At 71.5% G+C, this 25,480-nt stretch carries 18 protein-coding genes; 14 read left to right on the forward strand and 4 right to left on the reverse strand.

The window, feature by feature from the left end:
• Positions 1-338 precede the first annotated feature (338 nt).
• The 4 genes from ABZ939_RS25670 (at position 339) to ABZ939_RS25685 (ending at position 6,757) form a co-directional block, all read left to right on the forward strand.
• Positions 339-2,375, forward strand: coding sequence for a translation factor GTPase family protein (locus ABZ939_RS25670; RefSeq protein ID WP_361859557.1), 2,037 nt, complete (start codon positions 339-341; stop codon positions 2,373-2,375).
• Positions 2,376-2,445: 70 nt separating this feature from the next.
• Positions 2,446-3,465 (forward strand): GNAT family protein, encoded by a 1,020-nt coding sequence (locus tag ABZ939_RS25675; protein ID WP_361859560.1) that lies wholly within the window; start codon positions 2,446-2,448, stop codon positions 3,463-3,465.
• Positions 3,466-3,629: 164 nt separating this feature from the next.
• On the forward strand, positions 3,630-4,526 hold the full coding sequence (locus ABZ939_RS25680; protein WP_361859563.1) for an oxygenase MpaB family protein: 897 nt from the start codon (positions 3,630-3,632) through the stop codon (positions 4,524-4,526).
• Complete coding sequence (locus ABZ939_RS25685) at positions 4,508-6,757, forward strand: serine/threonine-protein kinase (protein ID WP_361859566.1); 2,250 nt, start codon at positions 4,508-4,510, stop codon at positions 6,755-6,757. Before ABZ939_RS25680 ends, ABZ939_RS25685 begins: the two co-directional genes overlap by 19 nt.
• On the opposite strand, the gene ABZ939_RS25690 is transcribed toward ABZ939_RS25685, so the two are convergent.
• Together ABZ939_RS25690 and ABZ939_RS25695 are read right to left on the reverse strand one after the other, a co-directional pair.
• Positions 6,754-8,490, reverse strand: a complete 1,737-nt coding sequence (locus tag ABZ939_RS25690; RefSeq protein ID WP_361859569.1) for an ABC transporter ATP-binding protein — start codon at positions 8,488-8,490, stop codon at positions 6,754-6,756. The genes ABZ939_RS25685 and ABZ939_RS25690 overlap by 4 nt on opposite strands.
• A gap of 73 nt (positions 8,491-8,563) precedes the next feature.
• Complete coding sequence (locus ABZ939_RS25695; RefSeq protein ID WP_361859572.1) at positions 8,564-10,393, reverse strand: ABC transporter ATP-binding protein; 1,830 nt, start codon at positions 10,391-10,393, stop codon at positions 8,564-8,566.
• Between the two features lie 134 nt (positions 10,394-10,527).
• Here ABZ939_RS25695 and ABZ939_RS25700 point away from each other — a divergent pair, with 134 nt between their 5' ends.
• The 6 genes from ABZ939_RS25700 to ABZ939_RS25725 all read left to right on the forward strand — a co-directional run bounded on the left by ABZ939_RS25700 (position 10,528) and on the right by ABZ939_RS25725 (position 17,159).
• A complete protein-coding gene (locus ABZ939_RS25700) occupies positions 10,528-11,175 on the forward strand; it encodes a TetR/AcrR family transcriptional regulator C-terminal domain-containing protein (RefSeq protein ID WP_361859575.1) in 648 nt (215 codons plus the stop codon).
• A 42-nt stretch (positions 11,176-11,217) separates the two neighbouring features.
• The gene (locus tag ABZ939_RS25705) at positions 11,218-12,756 is read left to right on the forward strand and encodes an NAD(P)/FAD-dependent oxidoreductase (RefSeq protein WP_361859577.1); all 1,539 of its coding nucleotides are present in this window, start codon (positions 11,218-11,220) and stop codon (positions 12,754-12,756) included.
• Between the two features lie 169 nt (positions 12,757-12,925).
• On the forward strand, positions 12,926-13,954 hold the full coding sequence (gene tdh / locus ABZ939_RS25710) for an L-threonine 3-dehydrogenase (RefSeq protein WP_361859691.1): 1,029 nt from the start codon (positions 12,926-12,928) through the stop codon (positions 13,952-13,954).
• A gap of 124 nt (positions 13,955-14,078) precedes the next feature.
• Positions 14,079-15,278 (forward strand): glycine C-acetyltransferase, encoded by a 1,200-nt coding sequence (locus ABZ939_RS25715; protein ID WP_361859579.1) that lies wholly within the window; start codon positions 14,079-14,081, stop codon positions 15,276-15,278.
• A gap of 4 nt (positions 15,279-15,282) precedes the next feature.
• Positions 15,283-16,191, forward strand: a complete 909-nt coding sequence (locus ABZ939_RS25720) for a LysR family transcriptional regulator (RefSeq protein ID WP_361859582.1) — start codon at positions 15,283-15,285, stop codon at positions 16,189-16,191.
• Between the two features lie 80 nt (positions 16,192-16,271).
• Entirely contained in the window at positions 16,272-17,159 is an 888-nt protein-coding gene (locus tag ABZ939_RS25725) for a proline iminopeptidase-family hydrolase (protein WP_361859585.1), read from the forward strand.
• A gap of 40 nt (positions 17,160-17,199) precedes the next feature.
• Here the strand turns inward: ABZ939_RS25725 and ABZ939_RS25730 are convergent, their stop codons facing one another.
• Entirely contained in the window at positions 17,200-17,469 is a 270-nt protein-coding gene (locus ABZ939_RS25730) for a hypothetical protein (protein WP_361859588.1), read from the reverse strand.
• An 80-nt stretch (positions 17,470-17,549) separates the two neighbouring features.
• Entirely contained in the window at positions 17,550-19,337 is a 1,788-nt protein-coding gene (locus tag ABZ939_RS25735; RefSeq protein ID WP_361859591.1) for a serine hydrolase, read from the reverse strand.
• A gap of 169 nt (positions 19,338-19,506) precedes the next feature.
• Between ABZ939_RS25735 and ABZ939_RS25740 the strand changes: the two genes are divergently transcribed.
• The 4 genes from ABZ939_RS25740 to ABZ939_RS25755 all read left to right on the forward strand — a co-directional run bounded on the left by ABZ939_RS25740 (position 19,507) and on the right by ABZ939_RS25755 (position 25,462).
• The gene (locus tag ABZ939_RS25740; protein ID WP_361859594.1) at positions 19,507-20,616 is read left to right on the forward strand and encodes a nitronate monooxygenase family protein; all 1,110 of its coding nucleotides are present in this window, start codon (positions 19,507-19,509) and stop codon (positions 20,614-20,616) included.
• Positions 20,613-22,163, forward strand: coding sequence for an acyl-CoA synthetase (locus ABZ939_RS25745; RefSeq protein WP_361859597.1), 1,551 nt, complete (start codon positions 20,613-20,615; stop codon positions 22,161-22,163). The genes ABZ939_RS25740 and ABZ939_RS25745 overlap by 4 nt, the downstream gene beginning before the upstream one ends.
• A 396-nt stretch (positions 22,164-22,559) precedes the next feature.
• A complete protein-coding gene (locus ABZ939_RS25750) occupies positions 22,560-23,552 on the forward strand; it encodes a UDP-glucuronic acid decarboxylase family protein (RefSeq protein ID WP_361859694.1) in 993 nt (330 codons plus the stop codon).
• Between the two features lie 53 nt (positions 23,553-23,605).
• Positions 23,606-25,462 carry a glycosyltransferase family 2 protein gene (locus ABZ939_RS25755; RefSeq protein WP_361859599.1) on the forward strand — a complete coding sequence of 619 codons (1,857 nt, stop codon included), beginning with the start codon at positions 23,606-23,608 and terminating at the stop codon, positions 25,460-25,462.
• Positions 25,463-25,480: the final 18 nt, after the last annotated feature.

Consider the following 25,480-nt stretch of genomic DNA (forward strand, 5'->3'; position numbering starts at 1 on the left):
GGCCGCCGTACACCGCCGGCCCGAGACACAGATGTTCATGGACACGCGGGAGGGTTGGGTGGAGCGCAGGTGAACAGAGGCTGTCACCCAGGTGATCGGGTCGTGCTCGAAGCCGCAGCCGGCCTCGTCCTCGAAGTCGCAGGTGACATGGGGTGCCGGTGACCTGTCCCTCGGTGGCGAGGAGGAAAACGACATGACCGCCCGGCGCCCCCGGGGTAGCGTCGCGCGCGTCACGGCCCGAGAACCGCACACATCGGCAAGGAGTACCACCATGCGCGTGCCTGCCAAGCCCGCCCACGAGGAAGGAGTCACCATCCACGAAGAGGACCTGAGGCTTGATGAGCTCATCGCTCGACCCGAAGACCCTGAACCTGGGCATTCTCGCGCACATTGACGCGGGCAAGACCAGTCTCACCGAGCGGCTGCTGCACACCGCCGGCGTCATCGACGAGATCGGCAGCGTCGACGCGGGGAGTACGCAGACCGATTCCCTGGACCTGGAACGACAGCGCGGAATCACGATCAAATCCGCCGTCGTGTCCTTCGCCGTCGACGACGTCACCGTCAATCTGATCGACACCCCCGGTCACCCGGACTTCATCGCCGAGGTGGAGCGCGTCCTGAGCGTGCTGGACGGGGCGGTGCTCGTCGTGTCCGCCGTCGAAGGCGTTCAGGCGCAGACCCGTGTCCTGATGCGGACGTTGAGGCGGCTGCGCATTCCGACCCTGATCTTCGTCAACAAGATCGACCGCCGTGGCGCCGACCACGACGGCACCCTCCGCGCCATCAGGGAGAAGCTCACCCCCGCCGTCGTCCCCATGGGTTCGACGCGTTCCCAGGGCACGAGCACGGCCGCCTTCCTGCCCTCCGGCGAGACCGACAGCACCTTCACCGCCGGGCTGCTCGACCTCCTCACCACGCAGGACGACGCGTTTCTCGCCCACTGCCTGGAGAACCCGCAGCCCATCCCGTACGAGCGGCTGAGGGCGGAACTCGCGCACCAGACCGCGCACGTGCTGGCCCACCCCGTCTTCTTCGGCTCCGTCACGACCGGCGCGGGAGTGACGAGCCTGATGGCGGGCGTCAGGGAGTTCCTGCCCGCCGTCCGGGGAGACGGTGAAGGGCCGCTCCTCGGCACGGTCTTCAAGATGGAACGCGGCACGGCCGGCGAGCGGATCGCGTACGTCCGCATGCTCTCCGGGACCGTACGGACCCGGGAGACCGTGCGGTTCGGCCGGGGGAAGGCCGACGACCGGTCGGCCGAGGGAAAGGTCACCGCCCTCGACGTCTTCGACCGTGGTGCCGCGGTCGGTCGCGACGCGGTGTCCGCCGGCCGGATCGCGCGACTGCGCGGCCTCACCGGCATCCGTATCGGGGACACCATCAGCGCCCCGGGAGCGCCCGCCCCGATCCACGAGGACGCACAAGGCCACTTCTCCCCGCCGACCCTGGAGACGGTCGTCGTTCCCGAGCGGGCTTCCGACCGAGGACGACTCCATGTCGCCCTCACCCAACTCGCCGAGCAGGATCCGCTGATCGACCTCCGCCGCGACGAACTCCGGCAGGAGACCCACATCTCGCTCTACGGCGAGGTGCAGAAGGAGGTGATCCAGGCGACCCTCGCCGACGACTACGGCATCGGTGTCGCCTTCCGTGAGACCACCACGCTCTGCATCGAGCGACTGACCGGCACCGGTTCGGCGTTCGAGGCGATCGGCGAGAGCGCCAACCCCTTCCTCGCCGCGATCGGACTGCGGGTCGAACCGGCACCGGACGGCGCCGGCGTGGAGTTCCGCCTCGGCATCGAACTCGGCTCGCTCCCGCTCGCCTTCCTCAAGGCCGTCCGCGAGACCGTCGACGCGACGCTCCGCCAGGGCGTCCACGGCTGGCGTATCCCCGACTGCACCGTCACCCTGACCCGCTCCCGCTACCTCGCCCGCCAGAGTCACGCCCACGGCACCTTCGACAAGAGCATGTCGAGCACCGCGGGGGACTTCCGCAACCTGACCCCACTCGTCCTGATGAGCGCCCTGCTCGACGCCGGGACGCGGGTGCACGAACCGGTCCACCGGTTCCGGCTGGAGCTCCCCGAGGAGACCCTCGACACGATGCTGCCCCTCCTGACCCGGCTCGGCGCACTGCCGGGCGCGACGACCCAGCACGGCCGCTCCCTCGCCCTGGAGGGCGACATCCCGGCGGCCCGCGTGCACGACCTGCAGCAACGCCTGCCCTCGCTCACCCAGGGGGAAGGCCTCCTGGAGAGCTCCTTCTCCCACTACCGCCCGGTCGCCGGCCCCGCCCCGACCCGGGCCCGTACGGACCACAACCCGCTGAACAGGAAGGAGTACCTGCTCCATGTCCTGCGCCGGGTCTGAAAGAACACGATCGCTCGGGCGGGTCGTGATGCGTCATATTGTGCGGGTCCACCGCGCGAACGGAGATTCGATGTCCGACCCGACCGACCCGACAACCCTCGGCGCCCCGACGCATCCGGAGTACCCGGTTCGGACGAAGCGGCTGCGTCTGCGACCCGTGCGCGCGGACGACCTCGAAGCGATCTACGCCCACCGCTCGTTGCCCGAGGTCGCGCTCTACCTGCCGCACGAGCCGCACACCAGGGAGGTGACCCGGCAGACGCTGGCTCGCCTGATGGCCGGGGAGGCGCTCGCCACTCCCGGCGACTGGTTCGGCATGGCCGTGGAGAACGAGTCGGGCCGGGTCGTCGGCGAGGTGTTCCTCCGGCGGGAACCCGACGAACCGGCCACCGGCCAGATCGGGTTCGCCTTCCACCCGGACGTGCACGGCACCGGCATCGCCACCGAGGCGGTCACGGCGGGACTCGACATCGCCTTCGACCACTTCGGCTGGCACCGCGTGATCGGGATCTGCGACGTGCGCAACGTCGCGTCCGCTGCCCTGATGCGGCGCATCGGCATGCGCCACGAGTCCGTCCTGCGCGACGGCACCTTCCTCAAGGGCGCCTGGTGCAGCGACTCGGTGTTCGCGGTGCTGGCCGGCGAGTGGCGACGGACCCCGCCGCCCTCGGCCGAGGAGCGGGCCGTCGACAGGGCGGTCGCCACGTTCCACTCCGCGTTCACCCGCCGGGCCGGAGAGCCGGTCGGCCTGGAAGCCGCCCGCGCGGTCCTCGCGCCCGACGCCGTGATCGAGCGCGTACGGGAGGACGGCGGTGTCGACCGCATGGGGGTCGACGACTACCTGGCGGCACGTCACACTCCGCTGAACGGCCCTGAGTTGACCGAGTTCCACGAGTTCGAGGTCTCGTTCTCGACCATGGTCACCGCAGGTCGGGCGCTGCGCAGCTCGCTGCTCCACAAGCACGGCGTCCGCGACGGCGTGCCCTTCGCCGGGTGGGGGCGCCGGCACGTCGAGCTCGCCACCGACGCCTCCGGCGAGTGGCTCATCCAGTCCCTCACCTGGACCGACGATCCCGAGCTCCACGGCTGAGAACGCCGGATCGCCGATCCCTCCGCGGTGCGCGGCCCAGGTGTGGTCCACCCACACCTGGGTCCTCGGCCCTGGCCGGAACGCCGACCACGCGCGTCGTCACGACAGCCGAAGAGCGGTGAAGCACCGGCGCCGGTGGCGGCGTCCGGCGTAGCCTGACCGGCATGAGGCAGGACGCCGACCCCGGGCTCTTCGGCCCCGACTCCGTCACCTGGCACCTGCACGGCGACCCGGTGATGTGGATCGCGGGCGTCCGCGCCCTCTATCTACAGGCGCTGCATCCCGTCGCGGTGCGCGGCGTCATGATCAACAGCGACTTCAGGAAGGACGCCTGGGGCCGGCTCCTGCGGACGGCGAGCTTCGTGGGCACGATCAGCTACGGCACGACCGACGCCGCCGAGGCAGCCGGCGCCCGCGTGCGGAAGATCCACCGGCTCCTCGGGGTCGACGACCCCGAACTCCTCCTCTGGGTGCACTGCGCCGAGGTCGACTCGTACCTCTCCGTCGTCCGCCGGTCCGGCGTCCCCCTCACCGACGCCCAGGCCGACCGCTACATCGACGAACACCGGGTGTCCGCCCGGCTCGTCGGGCTCGACCCACGCGATGTGCCCGCCACCGCCGGCGAACTCGCCGACTACTTCGACGCCGTACGGCCCCGGCTCGCCGTCGGCGAGGACGCGCACACCGTCGACGCGTTCCTCCGCCGTCCTCCGATCCAACCCGCGCTGCGCCCGGCGCGCGAGATCGTCTGGCGGCGCGTGGCCGCACTCGCGTACAACTCACTGCCCCCTTACGCCCACGCGCTGTACGGCCGCCCCGCACCGCCGACGGACACCGTCACGTATCAGCTCACCGCGGTGGGCAATCTGCTGCGCTGCATCCCGGCCCGGCTGCGGTGGCGGCTTCCCCCAGGTCACATCTTGAACGCGATGGCCCGTCTGGGCCCCGCCACGCGCCCCGCCCCGTACAAACTCCGCAGCCAGACGGCCATACTGGACGGGCCGGGGAGGGCGCAGCGAATCGACGGGGGCGACAGCACGCGATGGGGGAAACCAGGCTGATCCAGGGCCGGTACCGGCTGCACGACGTGATCGGACGCGGGGGCATGGGCGAGGTGTGGCGCGCCACCGACGAGTCGCTCGGCCGCCGCGTCGCGGTCAAATGCCTCAAGCCGCTGGGACCTCAGCAGGACGCGAACTTCGTGACGGTGCTGCGGGAGCGGTTCCGGCGCGAGGCGCGCGTCGCCGCCTCGCTCCAGCACCGCGGCGTCACCGTCGTCCACGACTTCGGCGAGTCCGAGGGAGTTCTCTTCCTCGTCATGGAGCTCCTGGAGGGCCACAACCTCAGCCAGCTCCTGGAGGAGAACAAGCAGCACCCGCTGCCGGTGCAGGACGTCGTCGACATCGCCGAGCAGGTCGCCGACGCGCTCGCCTACACCCACCGCCAGGGGATCGTGCACCGCGACCTCAAGCCGGCCAACATCATGCGGCTCGGCGACGGCGCAGTGAAGATCTGCGACTTCGGGATAGCGCGCCTCGGCGCCGACATCGGCTTCACCTCCCGGCTCACCGGCACCGGCATCGCGATGGGCACCCCGCACTACATGTCGCCCGAGCAGATCAGCGGCGGCGAGGTCGACCACCGCAGCGACCTGTACTCGCTGGGCTGCGTGCTGTACGAGATCGCCACCGGAGCCCCGCCCTTCGACCTCGACGACGCGTGGGCCATCCTCGTCGGCCACCGCGACACCCCGCCCGAGCCGCTGCGGACCCACCGCGCCGAACTCCCCGACTACCTGGACCGGATCGTCCTCGACCTGCTCGCCAAGACGCCGGAGGAACGGCCCACCGACGCGACCGACCTGCGCCGCCGTATCGTCTCGGCCCGGACCGGTCCGGCCGGTTCGATCGGTCCGGCTGCTCCGGACCGGGTCTTCGGCCACGTACGGGTACGGGAGCCGGCCCCGGCCCGGCTCCCCTCCTGGGCCAGGCGGATGACCAGCGGCCACCGGGCCACCGCGGGATCCCTCGCACTGCGGACCGTGGCGCACGACCCGACCGCCGGGCTCACGGGGGAGTGGACGTCGCCGGTCCGGGCCCTCCCCCAGCAGCCCGCCGCCCGCGTGGAGCGGGCCACACCGCCGCCCGAACTCCTCGCCGTGCTCGCCAGCCGGCACAAGGCCGGCCTCAGCCTCGGGCGGCTCGGCCGCTGGGAGGAGGCGGCGGACGTGCACAGCTCCGTCGCCGAGGACCGCGAGCGGGTCCTCGGCCCCGACCACCCCGACACCCTCACCAGCCGGTACGAAGTCGGCTTCACGCTCAGCAGACTGGGGCGCCCGGCCGACGCCCTGCGCGCGTTCGCCCGGGTCACCGAGGCCCGCGAGCGGGTCCTCGGCCCCGACCACGCCGACACCCTGGCCGCACGCCAGGAGACGGCGTACGTACTCGGCCGCCTCGGACGGCACTTCGAGGCGCACCAGGTGTACGCGGCGGTGCTCGCCTCCCGCGAGCGCACGATGGGCCCGGACCACCCCGACACCCTGCGCTGCCGCCACAACCTGGCGTTCAACCTGGGCCGGCTCGGACGCCTGGACGAGTCGTACCGGATGGCCCGAGAGGTGGCCGAGGCACGCACCCGGCTGCTCGGCGACGAGCACCCCGACACGCTCGTGACGCGCTACGAAGTGGCGTACACCCTCGGGCAGTTGGACCGCTGGCCGGAGGCACTCGCCACGTACAGGGACGTCGCATCCGCACGCGGCGCCGTCCTGGGCCCCGACCATCCCGACACGCTCGCGGCCCGCTACGAGGTCGGCATCTGTCTGGGCCGGCTCGGCCGGAGCGCCGAGGCCCTGGAGCTCTACCGCGACCTGGTCGACGCCCGCACCCGTGTGCACGGCCCCGACGACCCCGAGACGCTGCGCGCCCGCCACGGTCTCGGCGTCAACCTGGGCCGCCTCTCCCGCTGGGAGGAGGCCGTGGAGGAGGCCCGGGACGTGTGCGCGATCCGCGAGCGGGTCCTCGGCGGAGACCACCCCGACACCCTCGTCAGCCGCCGGGAGATCGCCGTCGGCCTCGGCTGGCTCGCCCGCTGGTCGGACGCGCTCGCCGTCTACCGCCAGGTCGCCGACGCCCGCGAGCGGGTCCTCGGCGCCGACCACCCCGACACCCTGGCCAGCCGCCACGACGAGGCCCACTGCCTGGAACAGCTCGGCCACCACGCGGAGGCCGTCGATCTCTACCGCCGCGTGGCCTCCCTCCGCCGCGCCGAGGGGGAGAGGAACAGGCCCTAGGGCCTGTCCGGCGTCGTCGGCCTCGTCGCCGCGGGCGCCAGGGACAGGTTCCAGAAATCGGCGTAGCGGCTCCCGCGGCGCAGTAGTTCGTCGTGGCCGCCTTCTTCGACGATCCTGCCGGCGTCGAGGAAGACGATGCGGTCGGCGTGTCGGACGGTGCGCAACCGGTGGGCCACCATCACCACGGTCCGACCCGCCATCAGGCGCTCGATGCCGGCGTGGACGGCCGCCTCGTTGACGGGGTCCAGCGCGGAGGTGACCTCGTCCAGCAGCACGATCGGCGCGTCCTTCAAGAGCGCCCGGGCGATCGAGACACGCTGGCGCTCGCCGCCCGACAGCCGGGCGCCGCCCTCGCCGACGGTGGTCGCCCATCCGTCGGGCAGGCGCTCGACCACCTGGTCCAGACGCGCCGCGGCCGCCGCTGCCCGCACCTCGGCGACGGTGGCGTCGGGGCGGCCCAGGCGCACGTTGTCCTCGATCGTGCCGTCGAAGAGATAGACGTCCTGGAAGACGATGGCGAACCGCGCCATCAGCGCCTCGGTGCCGATCGCGCGCACGTCCGCACCGCCGACGCGCACGGCGCCGGCGTCCACGTCGTAGAACCGCGCGAGCAACTGCAACAGGGTGCTCTTGCCCGCCCCTGACGGCCCCACCACGGCCAGCCGCTGCCCCTCGGGGACGGACAGGGACAGGTTGTCGAACACCGTGTGCCCGTCGTGCCGGAGGGCGACCGACTCCAACTCCACCCCGTGGCCGACCGGTTCGACCGGGTCGGGGGCCTGCGGCAGCGGTTCGGTGCGCAGCACCGCGTCGAGCCTGGCCAGTTCGCCGCGCGCGGCGCGCAGTTTGCCGCCGAGGTCGGCCAGCGACAGCAGCGGATCCGCGCAGCGGGCGGCCAGCACCAGGATCGTCAGCAACCCCGCCGCTCCGACGTCCCCACCGAGCGCTTGGTACGCGCCCAGGACCAGCACCGCGGTGAACACCGCCTGCACCGTCAGAGTCAGGCCCAACGCACCGGGCAGCGTCGACAGCGTCGAACGGCGGGAGGCGCGCTGGACCTGCCGCAGGGCGTCGTCGAGCAGCCGGAACCGTTCGGCGGTCCGGCCGCCGGCGCGCAGTACCGGTTGGGCCTGGATGTATTCGACGACCCTGCCGGTGGCTTCGCGGTCGCGCGTGGCGCGTTCCGCGTCCTCGGCCGCCGTCGAACGTCCGGTCAGCAGCTGGATCGCCGTCACGACAGGGACGGCGGTCAGCGCGGCCAGGCCCAACTGCCAGTCGAGGGAGAGGATCACCGCGACGATCGTCAGGGGCGTCACGGCCGCGGAGACGAACGGCGCCAGCAGGTGCGCGATCACGCTCATCGCCTGCAGAACGCCGTGACCGGCCAGGACGGACAGTTCTCCCACCCGGGCCGCGCCGTACCAGCCGAGTGGCAGCCGGGCCAGATGGTCGCCGAGGCGGTGGTACACGCCGCGCAGCAGCGCGGTGCCGACACGGAACCCCGACAGGTCGCTGAGGTAGCGCAGCACCGCATAGGCCGCAAGCGCGGCCCCGAACGCGCCCAGCCAGGGCCAGGCATGGTCCGGTGTGCCCCCGAGCAGCGCGTGCAGCACGGGCGCCAGCAGGGCGTACGACAGACCCTCGACGACCGCGGTCGTCGTCATCAGGGCGAGGGTGCGGCGCATCGGGCGGGAGTACTGGTGGCCCAGTACGCGCAGCAGCATACGGATCATCGGGGGTCGTCTCCTTGCTGTTCGATGCGGGTCCGCGGACACGACTCCGGTGGATCGGTCGGGCGGTGCGTCGTCACAGCCGCTCACCCCCTTCTGCGGAGCCCGTCGCCTGCCGGGAGCGCCACAGCGCGGCGAACTTGCCATCCGCGTCGAGTAGTTCCGCGGGCCTGCCGTGCTCGACGATCACTCCGTCCTCCAGGACCGCGACGACGTCGGCGCCGACGACGGTCTCCAGACGATGCGCGATGACCAGGACCGTCCGGTCGCCCCGCAGCGTGTCCAGGGCGCGGCGCACCGCCTGCTCGGTGTGCGGGTCGGCGAAGGATGTCGCCTCGTCGAGCACCAGGACGGGGGTGTCGGCCAGCAGCGCGCGGGCGAGCGCGACCCGTTGGGCCTCACCGCCCGACAGCCGGGCGTCCTCGCCGATCACCGTCTCGTATCCGCGCGGCAGTTCGAGAATGCGGTCGTGGACGTTCGCCAGCCGGGCGGCGCGCACCACGTCGTCCGGACCGGCGTCCGGCACCGCCAGCGCGATGTTGTCCGCGACCGAGGCGCGCAGCAGGCGGACGTCCTGGAAGACGAAGGACACCTGTCGGTACAGCTCCCGGCTGCCCAGCTCGCGCAGGTCGACGCCGCCCAGGCGGACCGAACCTCTCGTCGGGTCGACGAACCGTGGCAGCAGTTGGACCAGTGTGGACTTGCCGCTTCCCGACGGTCCGACGAGCGCGGTGACCGTCCCCGGCTCCAGCGTGAGGTCGATCCCGCGCAGCACGTCGCGGCCGGGTTCGTAGGCGAAGCGGACGCCGCGCAGCTCCACCCGGTGGCCGTGCGGCGCGACGGGGTTCGCCGGCTCCGGCAGCGGCGGCACGGCGAGCACGTCGCGGATCCGGCCGACCGCGCGGCGGGCGGCCTGCAGCTCGTCGAAGCCGTGCCCGAGCGCCGCCACCGGGGCGGTCAGTCCGAGGCCGAGGAGCAGGAACGGCAGCAGATCGGCCGGGGCCATCCCTCCGCTGCTGATCAGCCCCGCGCCGCCGATCAGCACGGCCAGCAGCACGAACGGGGGCGAGAGCGCCAGCTGCATCCCCGCGGCGATCGGGGAGATTCCGTGCACCCAGCGGCGGAAGACGGCGACGAAGTCGTCGGCAGCGACACGGAACTCGCGGTGGGCGCGCTCGCCCCCGCCGAAGGCCTTGACCACGGCGATGCCCTGGACGAACTCCACGACGGAGCTCGCTATCCGCGCCATCGCCGCGTCGAAGTCGGCCTGTTCGCGCAGCCGGGCCGGGGTCATCATCAGCGGCACCAGCGATACCGCCGCGACCACCGGAATCAGGGTGATCAGCGTCAGCCGCCAGTCGACGGTGAACAGGTAGACCAGCGACACCAGCGGCACGACGAAGGCCGAGGCCAGCTCGCCCGGAGTGTGGGCGATGAACGGGTGCACGGCGCCGACGTCCTCGCCCACCAGCTTGGCCAGCTCACCGCTGCGGCGCCGGGAGAGCCAGCCGATCGGCACCCGACCGAGCCGCGCTGCCAGCTGCCGGCGTAACGCCAACTGCACCCGACCGTCGAGCAGATGCCCGATTCCCGCCGCGGCGGCCGTCAACAGCAACTTGATGAAAAGGCCGACCGCGCCCGCGACCACGACGAACCAGACATGGCCATGGTCGACCGTGCCGGGCGCGAGCAGGGCGCGGGCCAGCTCGACGACCGCGAGCAGCGGCGCCAGCCCCGCCACCGCGCCGACGACCTGCAGGACGATCACGGCGGCGAAGCCCGCCACGTACGGCCGTAGCAGCCCTGCCACGCCCTGCCCCTCCGGGTGCTGCTGCTTCGCGGGACCGGCGTCATCCGGTGGTCGTGGGGACTGATTCCTCGCCTCGGCGAGTTCGGTGGTGGTCATCGCCCTCTCGTTCTCGTCGGCCGCTGGGCACCCAGGGATTCTTACGATGTAAGGCTGCGCCGACGGACGTTATACTTACGCCGTAAGAATCGTCAATCGGATCGTGAGACATCCGGTGCGGAAGGTGAGGCGCCATGGCGGCCAACAGGGCTCGCGGGCAGCGTGCGGGGCTCACTCGGCAGGCCGTGCTGGAGGCGGCCCTGCAACTCGTCGACAGGGAAGGGCTGAAGGCCCTGTCGATGCGGCGGCTCGGCGCCGAACTGGGCGTGGAGGCGATGACCCTCTACCACCATGTGCCGAACAAGATCGCCCTGCTGGACGGGGTGATCGAGCAGGTCGTCGCCGAGGCCGTACCCCCGGAGTTCGGCGCTGCCACCTGGCGGGACGACCTGAGCGCCTACGCCCACGCGCTGATCGCCGCGCTCGGCGCGCATCCGCACGCCGTGCCGCTGCTGCTGTCCCGGCCCGCCATGACCCCCCGCAATCTGCGGACGCTGGAGGCCGTGGTGGGGATGCTGTACGAGGCGGGCTTCCCCCTGCCCAGAACCCTGGACGTCCTCTACTCGCTGACCAGTTTCGTCGTCGGGCACGCCGCCGCGCAGGCGGGCGACGTCGGCGGGACCGGCAGCATGGCCGCGTTGGACCCGGAGGCGTACCCGTTGCTGGTCGGCGCCGCCAGGGAGGCGGGCGAGGACGCGGCCCAGGCGCGCTTCGCCTTCGCACTCGACGCGCTGTTGTCCGGATTCGAAAGGGAACTCGCCTTCACCCCGACCGCGGGGTGAATGCGGGGTTCCGCAGGCGATCTTCGCGTGTTAGCAAGAGACATGACCCCACAGCGCTCGTACGACGCCGTCATCGTCGGCGGTGGCCACAACGGACTCGTCGCCGCCGCTTACCTGGCCCGCGCCGGACGCACCGTCCTCGTCCTGGAACGGCTCGGCACCACCGGTGGCGCAGCCGTGTCCACGCGGCCCTTCGACGGGGTCGACGCCCGGCTCTCCCGGTACTCCTATCTGGTCTCGCTCCTGCCGCGGAAGATCGTGCGCGAGCTGGGACTCCGCTTCTCCGTACGGAAACGGTCCATCTCCTCGTACACCCCGAAGGGCGACGGCGGGCTGCTCGTCGGCGGCGGCCCCGACCGGACCCGTGCCTCCTTCGCGGCGCTCACCGGCTCCGACCGGGAGTACGAGGCGTGGCAGGCGTTCTACGGCCGTACGGGAGAGGTGGCCGAGCGTGTCTTCCCCACCCTCACGGAGCCGCTGCCCACCCGCGAGGAGCTCCGCGCCCGCGTGGCCGACGAGACCGCCTGGCGGATGCTCTTCGAGCAGCCCATCGGCGTCGCGGTGGAGGAGAGCTTCACCGACGACCTCGTCCGCGGAGTCGTCCTCACCGACGCGCTCATCGGCACCTTCGCCGACGCCCACGATCCCGGCCTGCTCCAGAACCGCTGCTTCCTCTACCACGTCATCGGCGGCGGCACGGGGGACTGGGACGTCCCCGTCGGAGGCATGGGCGCCCTCACCGACGCCCTCGCGGACGCGGCCCGCACCGCGGGCGCGGAGATCCGCACCGGGCACGAGGCCACCCGGATCGAGACCGACGGCACCCGCGCCGAGATCACCTACCGCACGGCGGACGGCGAAGGCGTGGTCGCGGCAGAGCAGGTCCTGGTGAACGCCTCCCCGCAGGCCCTCGCCGGCCTGCTCGGCGACACACCCCCACCGCCCGCCGAAGGAGCCCAGCTCAAGGTCAACATGCTGCTCACCCGGCTGCCCCGGCTGCGCGACCGCTCCGTCGACCCGCGCGAGGCCTTCGCCGGCACCTTCCACATCGCGGAGGGGTACGGGCAGTTGGCGACCGCGTTCGCCGAAGCCGCCGCCGGCCGGCTGCCGAGCGCGCCGCCCTCCGAGATCTACTGCCACTCGCTGACCGACCCGAGCATCCTCGGCCCCGACCTCGCCGAGCGCGGCTACCAGACCCTCACGCTCTTCGGCCTGCACACCCCCGCCCGGCTGTTCGCCGCCGACAACGACACCGCCCGCTCCACGCTCCTCAAGGCGACCCTGGCCGAGCTCGACGCCGTCCTGGACGAGCCGATCGCCGACTGCCTCGCCCTCGACGCCGAGGGCCGGCCCTGCATCGAGGCGAAGACCCCGCTCGACCTCGAACGCGATCTGCGGCTGCCCGGCGGTCACATCTTCCACAGCGACCTCTCCTTCCCCTACGGGGAAGAAGGCACCGGCCGCTGGGGCGTGGAGACCGCGCACGCCAACGTCCTGCTCTGCGGCGCGGGCGCCGTAAGGGGCGGTGGAGTGAGCGGGATCCCCGGCCACAACGCGGCGATGGCGGCGCTCAGACGTTGACGTAACTAGAGGTCCCGCCAGTGGCGTGAAGCTCACCTGTGGCAGCGCTTAAGAAAACCTCGATGGACCCCGATGCACGTCATACGGAAGATTCTCTTCAAGGATCTTGGGCGCGAAATCGTGCCCGAACCCCGTAGGTCACAGGACACGTACGTCAGGAGCCATGGCATTGAAGGCGCTGGTCAAGCAGAAGGCGGAGCCGGGACTCTGGCTGACGGACGTGCCGGAGCCGGAGATCGGCAGCGGAGACGTACTGATCAAGGTCAAGCGCACCGGAATCTGCGGTACGGACCTCCACATCCGGTCCTGGGACGGCTGGGCCCAGAAGACCATCGCCACGCCGCTGACCCTCGGCCACGAGTTCGTCGGCGAGGTCGTCGAGACCGGCCGTGACGTCGTGGACATCGCCGTCGGCGACCTGGTCAGCGGCGAGGGCCACCTCGTCTGCGGCAAGTGCCGCAACTGTCTGGCCGGCCGCCGTCACCTGTGCCGCGCCACCGTCGGCCTCGGCGTCGGCCGCGACGGCGCGTTCGCCGAGTACGTCGCCCTGCCGGCCTCGAACGTGTGGGTCCACCGCGTCCCCGTCGACCTCGACGTCGCCGCGATCTTCGACCCGTTCGGCAACGCCGTGCACACCGCGCTGTCCTTCCCGCTGGTCGGCGAGGACGTCCTCGTCACGGGCGCGGGCCCGATCGGCATCATGGCGGCCGCGGTCGCCAAGCACGCCGGCGCGCGCAACGTGGTCATCACGGACGTGAGCGAGGAGCGCCTCGACCTGGCCCGCAAGGCGGGCGTCTCGCTCGCCCTCAACGTCGCCGAGCAGACGATCGCCGACGGCCAGCGCACGCTGGGCCTCAAGGAGGGCTTCGACGTCGGCCTGGAGATGTCCGGCAACCCGCACGCGATGCGCGACATGGTCGCGAACATGACCAACGGCGGCAAGATCGCGATGCTGGGTCTGCCCAGCGAGGACTTCTCCGTCGACTGGGCGAAGATCGTCACCTCCATGATCACCATCAAGGGCATCTACGGCCGCGAGATGTTCGAGACCTGGTACGCCATGTCCGTCCTCCTGGAGGGTGGGCTCGACCTCGCCCCGGTGATCACCGGCCGTTACGCGTACACCGACTTCGAGGCCGCCTTCGACGACGCCGCGTCCGGCAAGGGCGGCAAGATCATCCTCGACTGGACCGTCTGATCTCCACGCGTCCGCCCCTCACGCGTCCGACCTCCTCTCGGCTGATCTCCCTCGGCTGATCTCCCTCGGCTGATCTCCCTCGGCTGATCTCCTCACTCGGCTGATCTCCTCAAAGGAACCCACCATGTTCGACTCCGTACGCGACGACCTCCGTACCACCCTCGACGAGATCCGCGCCGCAGGGCTGCACAAGCCCGAGCGCGTCATCGGCACCCCCCAGTCCGCCACCGTCGCCGTCACCGCCGGTGGGCAGCCCGGTGAGGTGCTCAACTTCTGTGCCAACAACTACCTCGGCCTCGCCGACCACCCCGAGGTGATCGCCTCCGCCCACGAGGCGCTCGACCGCTGGGGCTACGGCATGGCGTCCGTGCGGTTCATCTGCGGTACGCAGGAGGTGCACAAGGAGCTGGAGGCGCGACTGTCCTCCTTCCTCGGCCAGGAGGACACGATCCTCTACTCCTCCTGCTTCGACGCCAACGGCGGCGTGTTCGAGACGCTCCTCGGCTCCGAGGACGCCGTCATCTCCGACGCCCTCAACCACGCCTCCATCATCGACGGCATCCGCCTCTCCAAGGCCCGCCGCTTCCGCTACGCCAACCGCGACATGGCCGACCTGGAGCAGCAGCTCAAGGAGGCCACGGAGGGCGGCGCCCGCCGCAAGCTGATCGTCACCGACGGCGTGTTCTCGATGGACGGCTACGTCGCCCCGCTCGACGAGATCTGCGACCTCGCGGAGCGCTACGACGCCATGGTGATGGTCGACGACTCGCACGCCGTCGGCTTCGTCGGCCCCGGCGGCCGCGGCACCCCCGAGCTGCACGGCGTCATGGACCGCGTCGACATCATCACCGGCACCCTCGGCAAGGCCCTCGGCGGCGCGTCCGGCGGTTACGTCGCCGCCCGCGCCGAGATCGTCGCCCTGCTGCGCCAGCGCTCCCGCCCGTACCTCTTCTCCAACACCCTCGCCCCGGTCATCGCGGCCGCCTCGCTCAAGGTCCTCGACCTGCTGGAGTCGGCCGGCGACCTGCGCGAGCGGCTGCGCGCCAACACCGAGCTGTTCCGGACCCGCATGACGGCGGAGGGCTTCGACATCCTCCCCGGCGACCACGCCATCGCGCCCGTCATGATCGGCGACGCGTCCGAGGCCGGTCGGATGGCGGAGCTGCTCCTGGAGCGCGGCGTGTACGTGATCGGCTTCTCGTACCCCGTCGTTCCGCAGGGCCAGGCCCGCATCCGCGTCCAGCTCTCGGCGGCCCATTCGTCCGATGATGTGAACCGGGCTGTGGACGCGTTCGTCGACGCCCGCGCCGCCCTGCGAGACTAGGGGAATGATCGAAGCGCGGCGGCTGCACATCCTCCGTGCGGTGGCCGACCACCGCACGGTCACGGCCGCTGCCGCCGCGCTCTACCTCACCCCCTCCGCGGTCTCCCAGCAGCTCGCCGCGCTGGAGCAGGAGACCGGCCACCGGCTGGTCGAGCGCAGCGCCCGCGGTGCCCGGCTCACACCGGCCGGCGAGATCCTGCTCAGCCACGCCAACGCCGTGCTCGCCCAGCTGGAGCGCGCCGAGTCGGAGCTCGCCGCCTACGGCTCCGGCGAGGCCGGCACGGTCACGGTGGCAGCCTTCGCCACCGGCATCGGCCTGGTCGTCGCCCCGGCGATCACCGGCCTGGCCCGGACCTCGCCCGGCATCCGGGTGCGCGTGCGGGACGCGGAGGGCGACGAGAGCCTGCTCATGGTCCTGGACCGGCAGGTCGACGTGGCCGTGGCGGTGGAGTACCGCGGCGCGCCCGGCGAGGACGACGCCCGGCTCACCCGCGTACCGCTCTACGCGGAACCCTTCGACGCCGTCCTGCCCCCAGGACATCCGCTGGCTGACGGCGACCGGGTCGCCCTCGCCGACCTGGCCAAAGACGCCTGGATCGGGCAGTCCGCGGGCAATCCCTGCCATGACGTGACGGTCCTGGCCTGCGAGTACGCGGGATTCGCGCCGCGCCTCGAACACTCCTCCGACGACTTCCGGGCCGTGGTCGCCCTCGCCTCCGCGGGGGCGGGCGTCGCCCTTGTCCCGCGCTCCGCGCTGCGCGGCATGGCACTCGACGCGGTGGTGATACGTCCGGTCGACGGCGTAGCCCCGACGCGCCGCGTGTTCGCGGCGGTGCGCCGGGGTGCCGAGGAGCACCCCCTGATCAGCCCGGTCCTCGCGGCCCTGCGGGCGGCGGCGGAGCCCGGCATCTGAGCGCGGCCGGCCGCCCTGGCGGAGGTTCGGGCGTCCCGCCCATGATGGAAGGGGACGCTGCTCTCGTCGGGAGTCGAGCCATGGCCGTCACCGAAGGCACTGTGCCGTTCCGCGGATTCCACACCTGGTACCAGGCCGTGGGCGGATCGCCCGGCCGGGGAGGGAAGCCGCCGCTGCTCGTGGTGAACGGAGGGCCGGGCTGCCCGCACGACTACCTGCAGGACCTCGCGCTCCTGGCCGAGGGCGGTGGGCGCACCGTCGTCTTCTACGACCAGTTCGGCTGCGGCAGGTCCGCGCACCAGGACGCCCCGGCCCTGTGGGTGATGGACACCTTCGTCGACGAGATCGCCGCCGTCCGCGAGACGCTCGGACTCGACCCCGTCCACCTGTACGGGCACTCCTTCGGCACCCAGGTGGCCCTCGAGTACATGCTCGGCAAGCCGACCGGAGTGGCTTCACTGGTGCTGGCCGGGCCGCTCTCCAGCGCGCCGCTCTACCAGGAGGAGGCACGGCGGCTGAAGGCCACGTTGCCGGCAGAGGTACAGGAGACCCTCGACCGGCACGAGGCGGCGGGCACCGTCGACGACGAGGAGTACGTCGGGGCCACCATGGCCTACTACCGCCGGTTCCTGTGCCGTACCGACCCGTGGCCCCACCACCTCGTGCGCTCCCTGGCCCAGGTGCGCGAGGACGTCTACGCGACCATGTGGGGCTCGGAGTGGAACATCACCGGCAACCTGAAGGACTGGGACGTCACCGACCGACTCGGCGAACTGGACGTGCCGGTGCTGGTGACCTCCGGCCGGTACGACGTCACCACACCAGCCGTGGTGCGCCCGATCGTCGAGGGCATCCCCGGCGCGGAGTGGGTGCTCTTCGAGAAGAGCGCCCATCTCCCCTCGATCGAGGAACCTGAGCACTACCGCCAGGTCGTGGCGGGCTTCCTGTCCGAGGTGGAGGCGGACTGAGGGGGTCCGTGCTCAGTCCGCCCCTACGGCCTTTCGGCCGCTACCAGATGGTGCTGAATCCGAGCCGGAGCTTCTCCTTGTCCGTCGCGACGTCCAGGGCGCCGTTCTTGACGGCGACGGCCTCGTCCGTGGTCAGTGCGGTCGTGCAGAGGCGGACGTCGTCGAGGGTGCCGCGGAAGCGGTCCTCGACCCCGGCCGGCTGGTTGGGGAAGTCCGGCCGTGCGCCGACGTGGATGTTGAACTGCCCGGGTGGAGTGAGGTTCGTGTCGTCGACCGGCTCGGTCCCCGCCACCACGGGGGCGGCCGGCATGGTCGCGGTGGATGCGGCGACGCTACCTCAGTCGATCACCAGTTCGCATCTGGAACCTGACGGTCCGCCAGGCCGACGGGTCAGTCCTCCGATCTTGTCCAGCCCACCGCCTCGATCCTCGCCCCGTCCACCGGCCGGGCCTCGTCGAACACAGGTCGCCCCGTCCCGTCGAGAACCCGCAGCGCGTCCACGTACACGCCCCGTCCGACGTACCGCTGGTCGGTCGTGTACCGCCAGCGCAGTCGTACGGATTCGAGTTCGCGCCCCGACAGGTCCGCCGCAAGCCTGTGCCATACCCGCCCCGACCAGCCGCTCACCGAGCCGCCCGGGTGCTCCAGCGGCTCCCAGCCCCGTCGAGCGGTGGTGAACGGGACCGGCGTCCAGGTCCCGCCCCCGTCCGCCGAGGACTCCAGGACCGCCGCGTCCGCGCCCGGCTCGGTGTCCCACCACAGGGCGCACTCCAGCCGACGGGCCCCGTCGAGCGGGGGCAGGGTGAGGGTGGCCGTGGCCGCGCTCGCCATGCCCGAGAACCAGGAGGTCCGGCCGCGAGCCGGGCGGACGGGGACGGCGCGGGCCAGGTTGTTCGCCGCGGCGACCCGGGGGGCGGAGCCGGAGCGCCAGGTGCGGACGGGGTGGACGGAGTTGCCGAGGACGACGAGGAACGCGTCGGTGGTCGGGTCCAGGACCAGACTCGTGCCGGTGAAGCCGGTGTGGCCCGCCGAGCGCGGGGTGGCCATCGCGCCCATGTACCAGTGCTGGTAGAGCTCGAAGCCGAGGCCGTGCTCGTCGCCGGGAAAGGCCGTGTTGAAGTCGGTGAACATCAGGTCCACGGACTCGGGGGAGAGGATCCGGGCGCCGCCGTACGCCCCGCCGTTGAGCAGCGTCCGGGCGAGCACCGCGAGGTCCCAGGCGCAGGAGAAGACCCCGGCGTGGCCGGCCACACCGCCGAGGCTGTACGCGTTCTCGTCGTGGACCTCGCCCCACACCATGCCCCGGTCGAGACCGGACCAGGGGAGCCGGGCGTCCTCCGTCGCCGCGATCTTCGGTTTCCAGGAGAGCGGGGGATTGAAACGCGTGCGGTGCATCCCGAGTGGAGCGGTGATCTCGCTCCGGAGCAGTGCATCCAGAGGGTCACCGGTGATCTGCTCCAGGATCAGCTGAAGCGAGATCAGATTCAGATCGGAGTACAGATAGCGGGTCCCGGGCGCGTTCGCCGGGGCCTCGTTCCACAGCAGCCGCAGCTTCCCCTCCCGCGTCGGCTCCTTGTACAGCGGGATCCAGGAGCGGAACCCGGAGGTGTGGGTGAGCAGCTGACGGACCGTGATGTCCTGCTTCCCGCCGCCCCCGAGCTCCGGCAGATACGCCGTGACCTTGGCCTCCAGCTCCAGGGCCCCGCGCTCGATCTGCTGGACCGCCAGGATCGACGTGAAGAGCTTCGAGACGGACGCCAGGTCGAAGACCGTGTCCTCGGCCATCGGGATCTGCCGGTCCGGCGACAGCTCGATGCCGGTGTCCGTCTTCTCGTCGTATCCGGCGTACCGCACCGCCATCCCGATCGGACGGTGCAGCGCGACCGTTCCGCCCCGCCCGGCGAGCAGCACCGCGCCCGCGTACCAGGGATGCTTCGGGGAGGGGGCGAGGAAGGCCTCGGTATCGGCGACCAGCCGGTCGAGATGCCCGGGCAGCAGCCCGGCCCGCTCGGCGGACCCGTGCCGCAGAGTCGTCCGCCCGCCTTCGGGCGCGGAGGCCGCGGCGGCCCCCGGAATCGAGCCGACCATCAACGCACCTCCCAGGGCGAGAAGCCGGCCGCCGAACGCGCGGCGACCGAATCCCCGGCCCACCGCTCTCCCTGCCGATTCCTCCGTCATCCCTACCCTCTCCCACGCCTCTGAAAGAATCCTTCGGTCACACGCGCACGACTGAAACTTTCTTACCGGGGCGGGGGTGGGTCAAGGAAGCGGGCGACAGGGCAAAGAATCTGACACTGCATCAGAAAATCTCTTCCCTCGGCCGACCCGCTGCGGCATCCTGCCGCCCATGAAGACGGAGCTGAGCCAAATACTGGGGATCGAGCACGCCATCTTCGGCTTCACGCCCTTCCCCGCGGTGGCCGCCGCCATCACCAGAGCCGGCGGATTCGGCGTGCTCGGCGCGGTGCGCTACACCGCCCCCGACGATCTCGCCCGTGACCTCGACTGGATGCAGGACCACACCGACGGACTGCCCTACGGACTCGACGTCGTCATGCCCGCCAAGAAGGTCGAAGGGGTGAGCGAGGCCGACGTCGAGGCGATGATCCCCGAAGGCCACCGGGAGTTCGTCCGCGCGACCCTCGCCAAGCATGGTGTCCCCGAACTCGCCGAGGGAGAGGCCTCCGGCTGGCGCATCACCGGCTGGATGGAGCAGGTCGCCCGCAACCAGCTCGACGTCGCCTTCGACTACCCCATCAAGCTCCTCGCCAACGCCCTCGGCTCCCCGCCCGCCGACGTCGTCCAGCGCGCCCACGACCACGACGTCCTCGTCGCCGCGCTCGCCGGCAGCGCCCGGCACGCCCGCCACCACGCCGAGGCCGGCATCGACATCGTCGTCGCCCAGGGCTACGAGGCCGGCGGCCACACCGGCGAGATCGCCTCCATGGTCCTGACCCCCGAGGTCGTCGACGCCGTCTCCCCGCTGCCCGTCCTCGCCGCAGGCGGCATCGGCAGCGGCGAACAGATCGCCGCCGGGCTCGCGCTCGGCGCCCAGGGCGTGTGGCTCGGCTCCCTCTGGCTCACCACGACCGAGGCCGAACTCCACTCGCGCGCCCTGACCGCCAAACTCCTCGCCGCCGGCTCCGGCGACACCGTCCGCTCCCGCGCGCTGACCGGCAAGCCCGCCCGGCAACTGCGCACCGAGTGGACCGACGCCTGGGACGACCCGGCCGGCCCCGGCACCCTGCCCATGCCCCTTCAGGGACTGCTGGTCGCCGAGGCCGTCTCCCGTATCCAGAAGTACGAGGTCGAGCCGCTGCTCGGCACGCCCGTCGGGCAGATCGTCGGCCGGATGAACTCCGAGCGCAGCGTGCAGCAGGTCTTCGACGAACTCACGCGCGGTTTCGAACGCGCCATGGACCGTCTGAACCGCATCGCCGGAAGGAGCCAGGTGTGAGCGAGCAGCCCAACGGTTTCTGGTCCCAGGCCGCCGCAGACCCGTCCCGTACGGTCCTCATCGCGCCCGACGGCGAGGGGTGGACCGCCGGCCGGCTCCACGCCGACGTCAACCGTCTCGTCCACGGACTGCGCGCGGCCGGCCTGGAGCGCGGCGACGCCTTCGCCGTCGTCCTGCCCAACGGGGTGGAGTTCCTCACCGCGTACCTCGCCGCCTCCCAGGCGGGCCTCTACCTCGTCCCCGTGAACCATCACCTCGTCGGTCCCGAGATCGCCTGGATCGTCGCCGACTCCGGCGCCAAGGTCCTCATCGCCCACGAGCGGTTCGGGGCCGCGGCTACGGCCGCCGCCGACGAGGCCGGGCTGCAGGAGACCCACCGCTACGCCGTGGGCACCGTGGAAGGTTTCCGCCCCTACGCCGAACTCCTCGACGGCTTCCCGGAGTCCCCGCCCGAGGGCCGCACCCTCGGCTGGGTCATGAACTACACCTCCGGCACCACGGGCCGGCCACGCGGCATCCGCCGCCCCCTGCCCGGCAAGCTCCCCGAGGAGACGTACCTCGGCGGCTTCCTCGGCATCTTCGGGATCCGGCCCTTCGACGGCAACGTCCACCTCGTCTGCTCGCCGCTCTACCACACGGCCGTGCTCCAATTCGCGGGCGCCGCCCTGCACATCGGCCATCCGCTCGTCCTCATGGACAAGTGGACCCCCGAGCAGATGCTGCGCCTCATCGACACCCACGCGTGCACCCACACCCACATGGTCCCGACCCAGTTCCACCGGCTGCTCGCGCTTCCCGAGGAGGTACGGAGCCGGTACGACGTCTCGTCGATGCGCCATGCCATCCACGGCGCCGCCCCCTGCCCGGACCACGTCAAGCGGGCGATGATCGACTGGTGGGGGAGTTGTGTGGAGGAGTACTACGCGGCGAGCGAGGGCGGCGGGGCCTTCGCCACCGCCGAGGACTGGCTGAAGAAGCCGGGCACGGTCGGCAAGGCCTGGCCCATCAGTGAACTCGCCGTCTTCGACGACGACGGCAACCGCCTGGCGCCCGGTGAACTCGGCACCGTCTACATGAAGATGACCACGGGCGGATTCTCGTACCACAAGGACGAGGCGAAGACCGCGAAGAACCGCATCGGCGATTTCTTCACCGTCGGCGACCTGGGCGTGCTCGACGAGGACGGCTACCTCTTCCTCCGCGACCGCAAGATCGACATGATCATCTCGGGCGGGGTCAACATCTATCCCGCCGAGATCGAGTCGGCGCTCCTCACCCACCCCGCGGTCGCCGACGCCGCGGCCTTCGGCATCCCGCACGCCGACTGGGGCGAGGAGGTCAAGGCGGTCGTCGAAGCGGCCGAGGGCCATGAGCCGGGCGAGGCGCTCGCCGCGGACATCCTGGCGCACTGCGAGGAGCGCCTCGCCGGCTACAAGCGCCCCAAGTCTGTCGACTTCATCGCCGCCATGCCCCGCGACCCCAACGGCAAGCTCTACAAGCGGCGGCTGCGCGAGCCGTACTGGGAGGGCCGGGACAGGCAGCTGTGACCCCGCGCGCCGGGACTGCCCCGCATGGGGAGCCCGGCGCGCGTTCCATGCCCTGCCGCGCGTTCCACGCCTGGCCGCGCGTTCCATGCCCGGCGCGCGTTCCACGCCCGCCCAGAGGGCCGCTCGCCCGGAGCCCCGTCCGCGCCGACGCGCGCGGCGGTCGTTCACACGCGCGAGTGAAGGCCAGGTGCGCATGCCCGAGGTGTCGGTCGCGGTGTGACCTGCGGCGGGGCTGGGTCCGGCCGCGTGGGGAGGTTCGGCGGAGGCTCCTTTCGCGTGGCGACCGAACAGCGCATTTCCCGGCAGTACATCCGGGTCTTCCTTCTATCCACCCATATGCTTTTCTCGCGGTTTCCAAGAGCCGCTTTCCGTCTTCACCTCCTCCTGGAGAAAAGCATGCGCGTTGCCGTGACCGGCGGTGGGGGATTCCTGGGTTCGCATCTGTGCGAGGCGTTGCTGCGGCGTGGGGACGCCGTTGTCTGCCTCGACAACTTCGCCACGGGAAAGCCCGAGAACATCGCACATCTGCATGAGTTCCCGGCGTTCGAATTCATTCTCGCCGACGTGAGCGAAGCCGTCCATGTGCCCGGACCGATCGACGCGGTCGCCCATCTCGCCAGCCCCGCCTCACCGCCCGACTACCTGCGCCAACCGCTGCAGACCCTCGCGGTGGGCAGCCGCGGTACCGAGAACATGCTGCGCGTGGCGCAGCGCAACGGCGCGCGCTTCCTGCTCGCCTCGACCAGCGAGGTCTACGGCGACCCGGTGATCCACCCGCAGGACGAGGACTACTGGGGGAACGTCAACCCCGTCGGCCCCCGCAGCGTCTACGACGAGGCCAAGCGCTACGCGGAAGCCGTCACGATGGCCTATCACCGCAGCCACGGCGTCGACGTGGGGATCGTGCGCATCTTCAACACCTACGGTCCCCGTATGCGCCCGCACGACGGCCGCGTCGTATCCAGTTTCATCACCCAGGCACTCGCCGGCGAACCGCTCACCATTTACGGAGACGGAAAGCAGACACGCAGCTTCTGCTATGTCGACGACCTGATCCGCGGAATTGTCGCCATGCTCGACTCGTCCGCCACCGGGCCCGTGAACCTGGGAAATCCCGAGGAGCGCACGGTCCTCGAACTCGCGGAGCTCGTACTCGAACTCACCGGGTCGATGTCGGACGTTCAGTACCACCCGCTTCCCACGGACGACCCGACCCGCCGGCGACCGGTGATCACCCGGGCCCAGGAACAGCTCGGCTGGGACCCGGAGGTGACGGTCGAGCAAGGGCTGCGCAGGACCGTCGACTGGTTCCTGAGCCGGCCCGAGGACATCGCTGTGGGGGCCGCGGCGATCCGCGGCGGACAGCAGGACACGGTCCCCGTTCCCTGAGCCCCGCCCCGCCCGACAGTCCCCCCCGGCGACCTCCTCCCTGGAGCACACCCATGACGCAGGCCGCGCCAGGCCCTGCCCCCAAGAGCGACACGATCACCCGCCCGTCGTCCGGGACGCTTCCCGGCGAGATCCACGCGATCTCCGCCGGGAACGTGGTGCGGATCTCCGCCGACGGGCCCGTGTTCGGCGCCCCTCCCCGCACGGTCCCGACACGAGCCGACAGCTTCGTCTGCCAGTTCTCCCGGGCCGACCGGTTCAGGGTGGCGTTGCTCAGCGCCGGCTGGCTGGCCGGCATCGTCTGGTTCTGGGTCTGGTGGCTGCGGCCCGAGCACCGCGTCGGCTGGGTGGGCCTCGTGGTCAACAGCGCCCTGCTGCTCTATCTGACCGTCCTGCCCTTCCACTTCGCCCTCGCCTTCTTGCGGATGCGCCGCTTCAACCCGACGGTCGCCGTCCCCGACCTGCGGACCGCCTTCGTCGTCACGCGCGCCCCGTCGGAGCACTGGGACGTGGCCCGGACGACGCTGTGCGCCATGCTGGACCAGAGGTTCCCGTATCCGTACGACGTCTGGCTCTGCGACGAGGACCCCACCGAGGAGATCGCCGCCTGGTGTCGGGAGCACGGCGTCCGGCTGTCCTGCCGGCGCGGGGTGGCCGCGTACCATCGCGCCACCTGGCCCCGCCGGACCCGGTGCAAGGAGGGCAACCTCGCCTACTTCTACGACCATTGGGGATACGAGCACTACGACGTCGTCGCCCAGCTCGACTGCGACCACGTCCCCCGCCCGGACTATCTGACCGAGATCGTACGGCCCTTCGCCGACCCGGCCGTCGGCTATGTCGCCGCACCCAGCATCTGCGACTCCAACGCCGGCACCTCCTGGTCGGCCCGCGGCCGGCTCTACCGCGAGGCGAGCTTCCACGGTCCGTTCCAGCTCGGTCACTCCGACGGGTATGCCCCGCTGTGCATCGGCTCCCACTACGCCGTACGCACCCAGGCCCTGCGTGACATCGGCGGCCTCGGACCCGAACTCGCCGAGGACTTCTCCACGACCTTCCTGCTCACCTCGGCAGGCTGGCAAGGGGCGTTCGCGATCGACGCCGAGGCCCACGGAGAAGGACCGCTCACCTTCGCGGCGATGGCCACCCAGGAGTTCCAGTGGTCGCGCAGTCTCGTCGTCCTGCTCTTCGGCATGCTCCCCAAGCACCTGGGCCGGATGCGCCTCCGGCTCCACCTGCGGTTCGGGGTCATCGCCACGTACTACCCCCTCCTCGCGACGACGACCGTCATCGGCACGGCCCTCCCGCCCATCGCGGCCGTCACAGGAGACTCCTGGATCGACGTCAACTACTTCGCCTTCCTCGCATGCTTCTGGGGGACGTCGGTCTGGCTGATCCTCCTCATGCTGCTCGCCCGCCGCCGCGGTCTGTTGCGCCCGCACAACGCCCCCGCCCTCAGCTGGGAGAACTGGCTCTTCGGACTGGCCCGCTGGCCCTTCGCCGTCTGGGGCATCACGGCGGCGCTCGTGCAACGGCTACGACCCCGCCCGGTCACCTTCAAGGTCACCCCCAAGTCCCGCAACGGCCTCGAACCGCTGCCGCTGCGCCTGCTCCTCCCGCACGCCCTGATCAGCTGCACGCTCTCGTCGGCGGCGGTCGTCGGCGAGCTCACCGGCCCCGCGGCGGGCTATGTCTTCCTCTGCATCCTCGGCGCCCTGGCGTACACCCTGGTCACGTTCGCCGTGTCGTTCCTCCACATCGTCGAAGCGGCCAGGGGAGCGGGCGTCCGGGTCCACCGCGCCCTGGTGACCGCCTGGCCGCCGCTGCTCGCGGGGGCGGTCTCGCTCCTCCCGCTCTCCTTGGCCGTCGCCCTGTACCCGGTCTACCTGGCCGGATTCGTGGACTGGTGACCCGGCCCGCCCCACACA

This window comes from Streptomyces sp. NPDC046712, from assembly GCF_040645695.1.
In the GTDB taxonomy this organism is placed as follows: domain Bacteria; phylum Actinomycetota; class Actinomycetes; order Streptomycetales; family Streptomycetaceae; genus Streptomyces.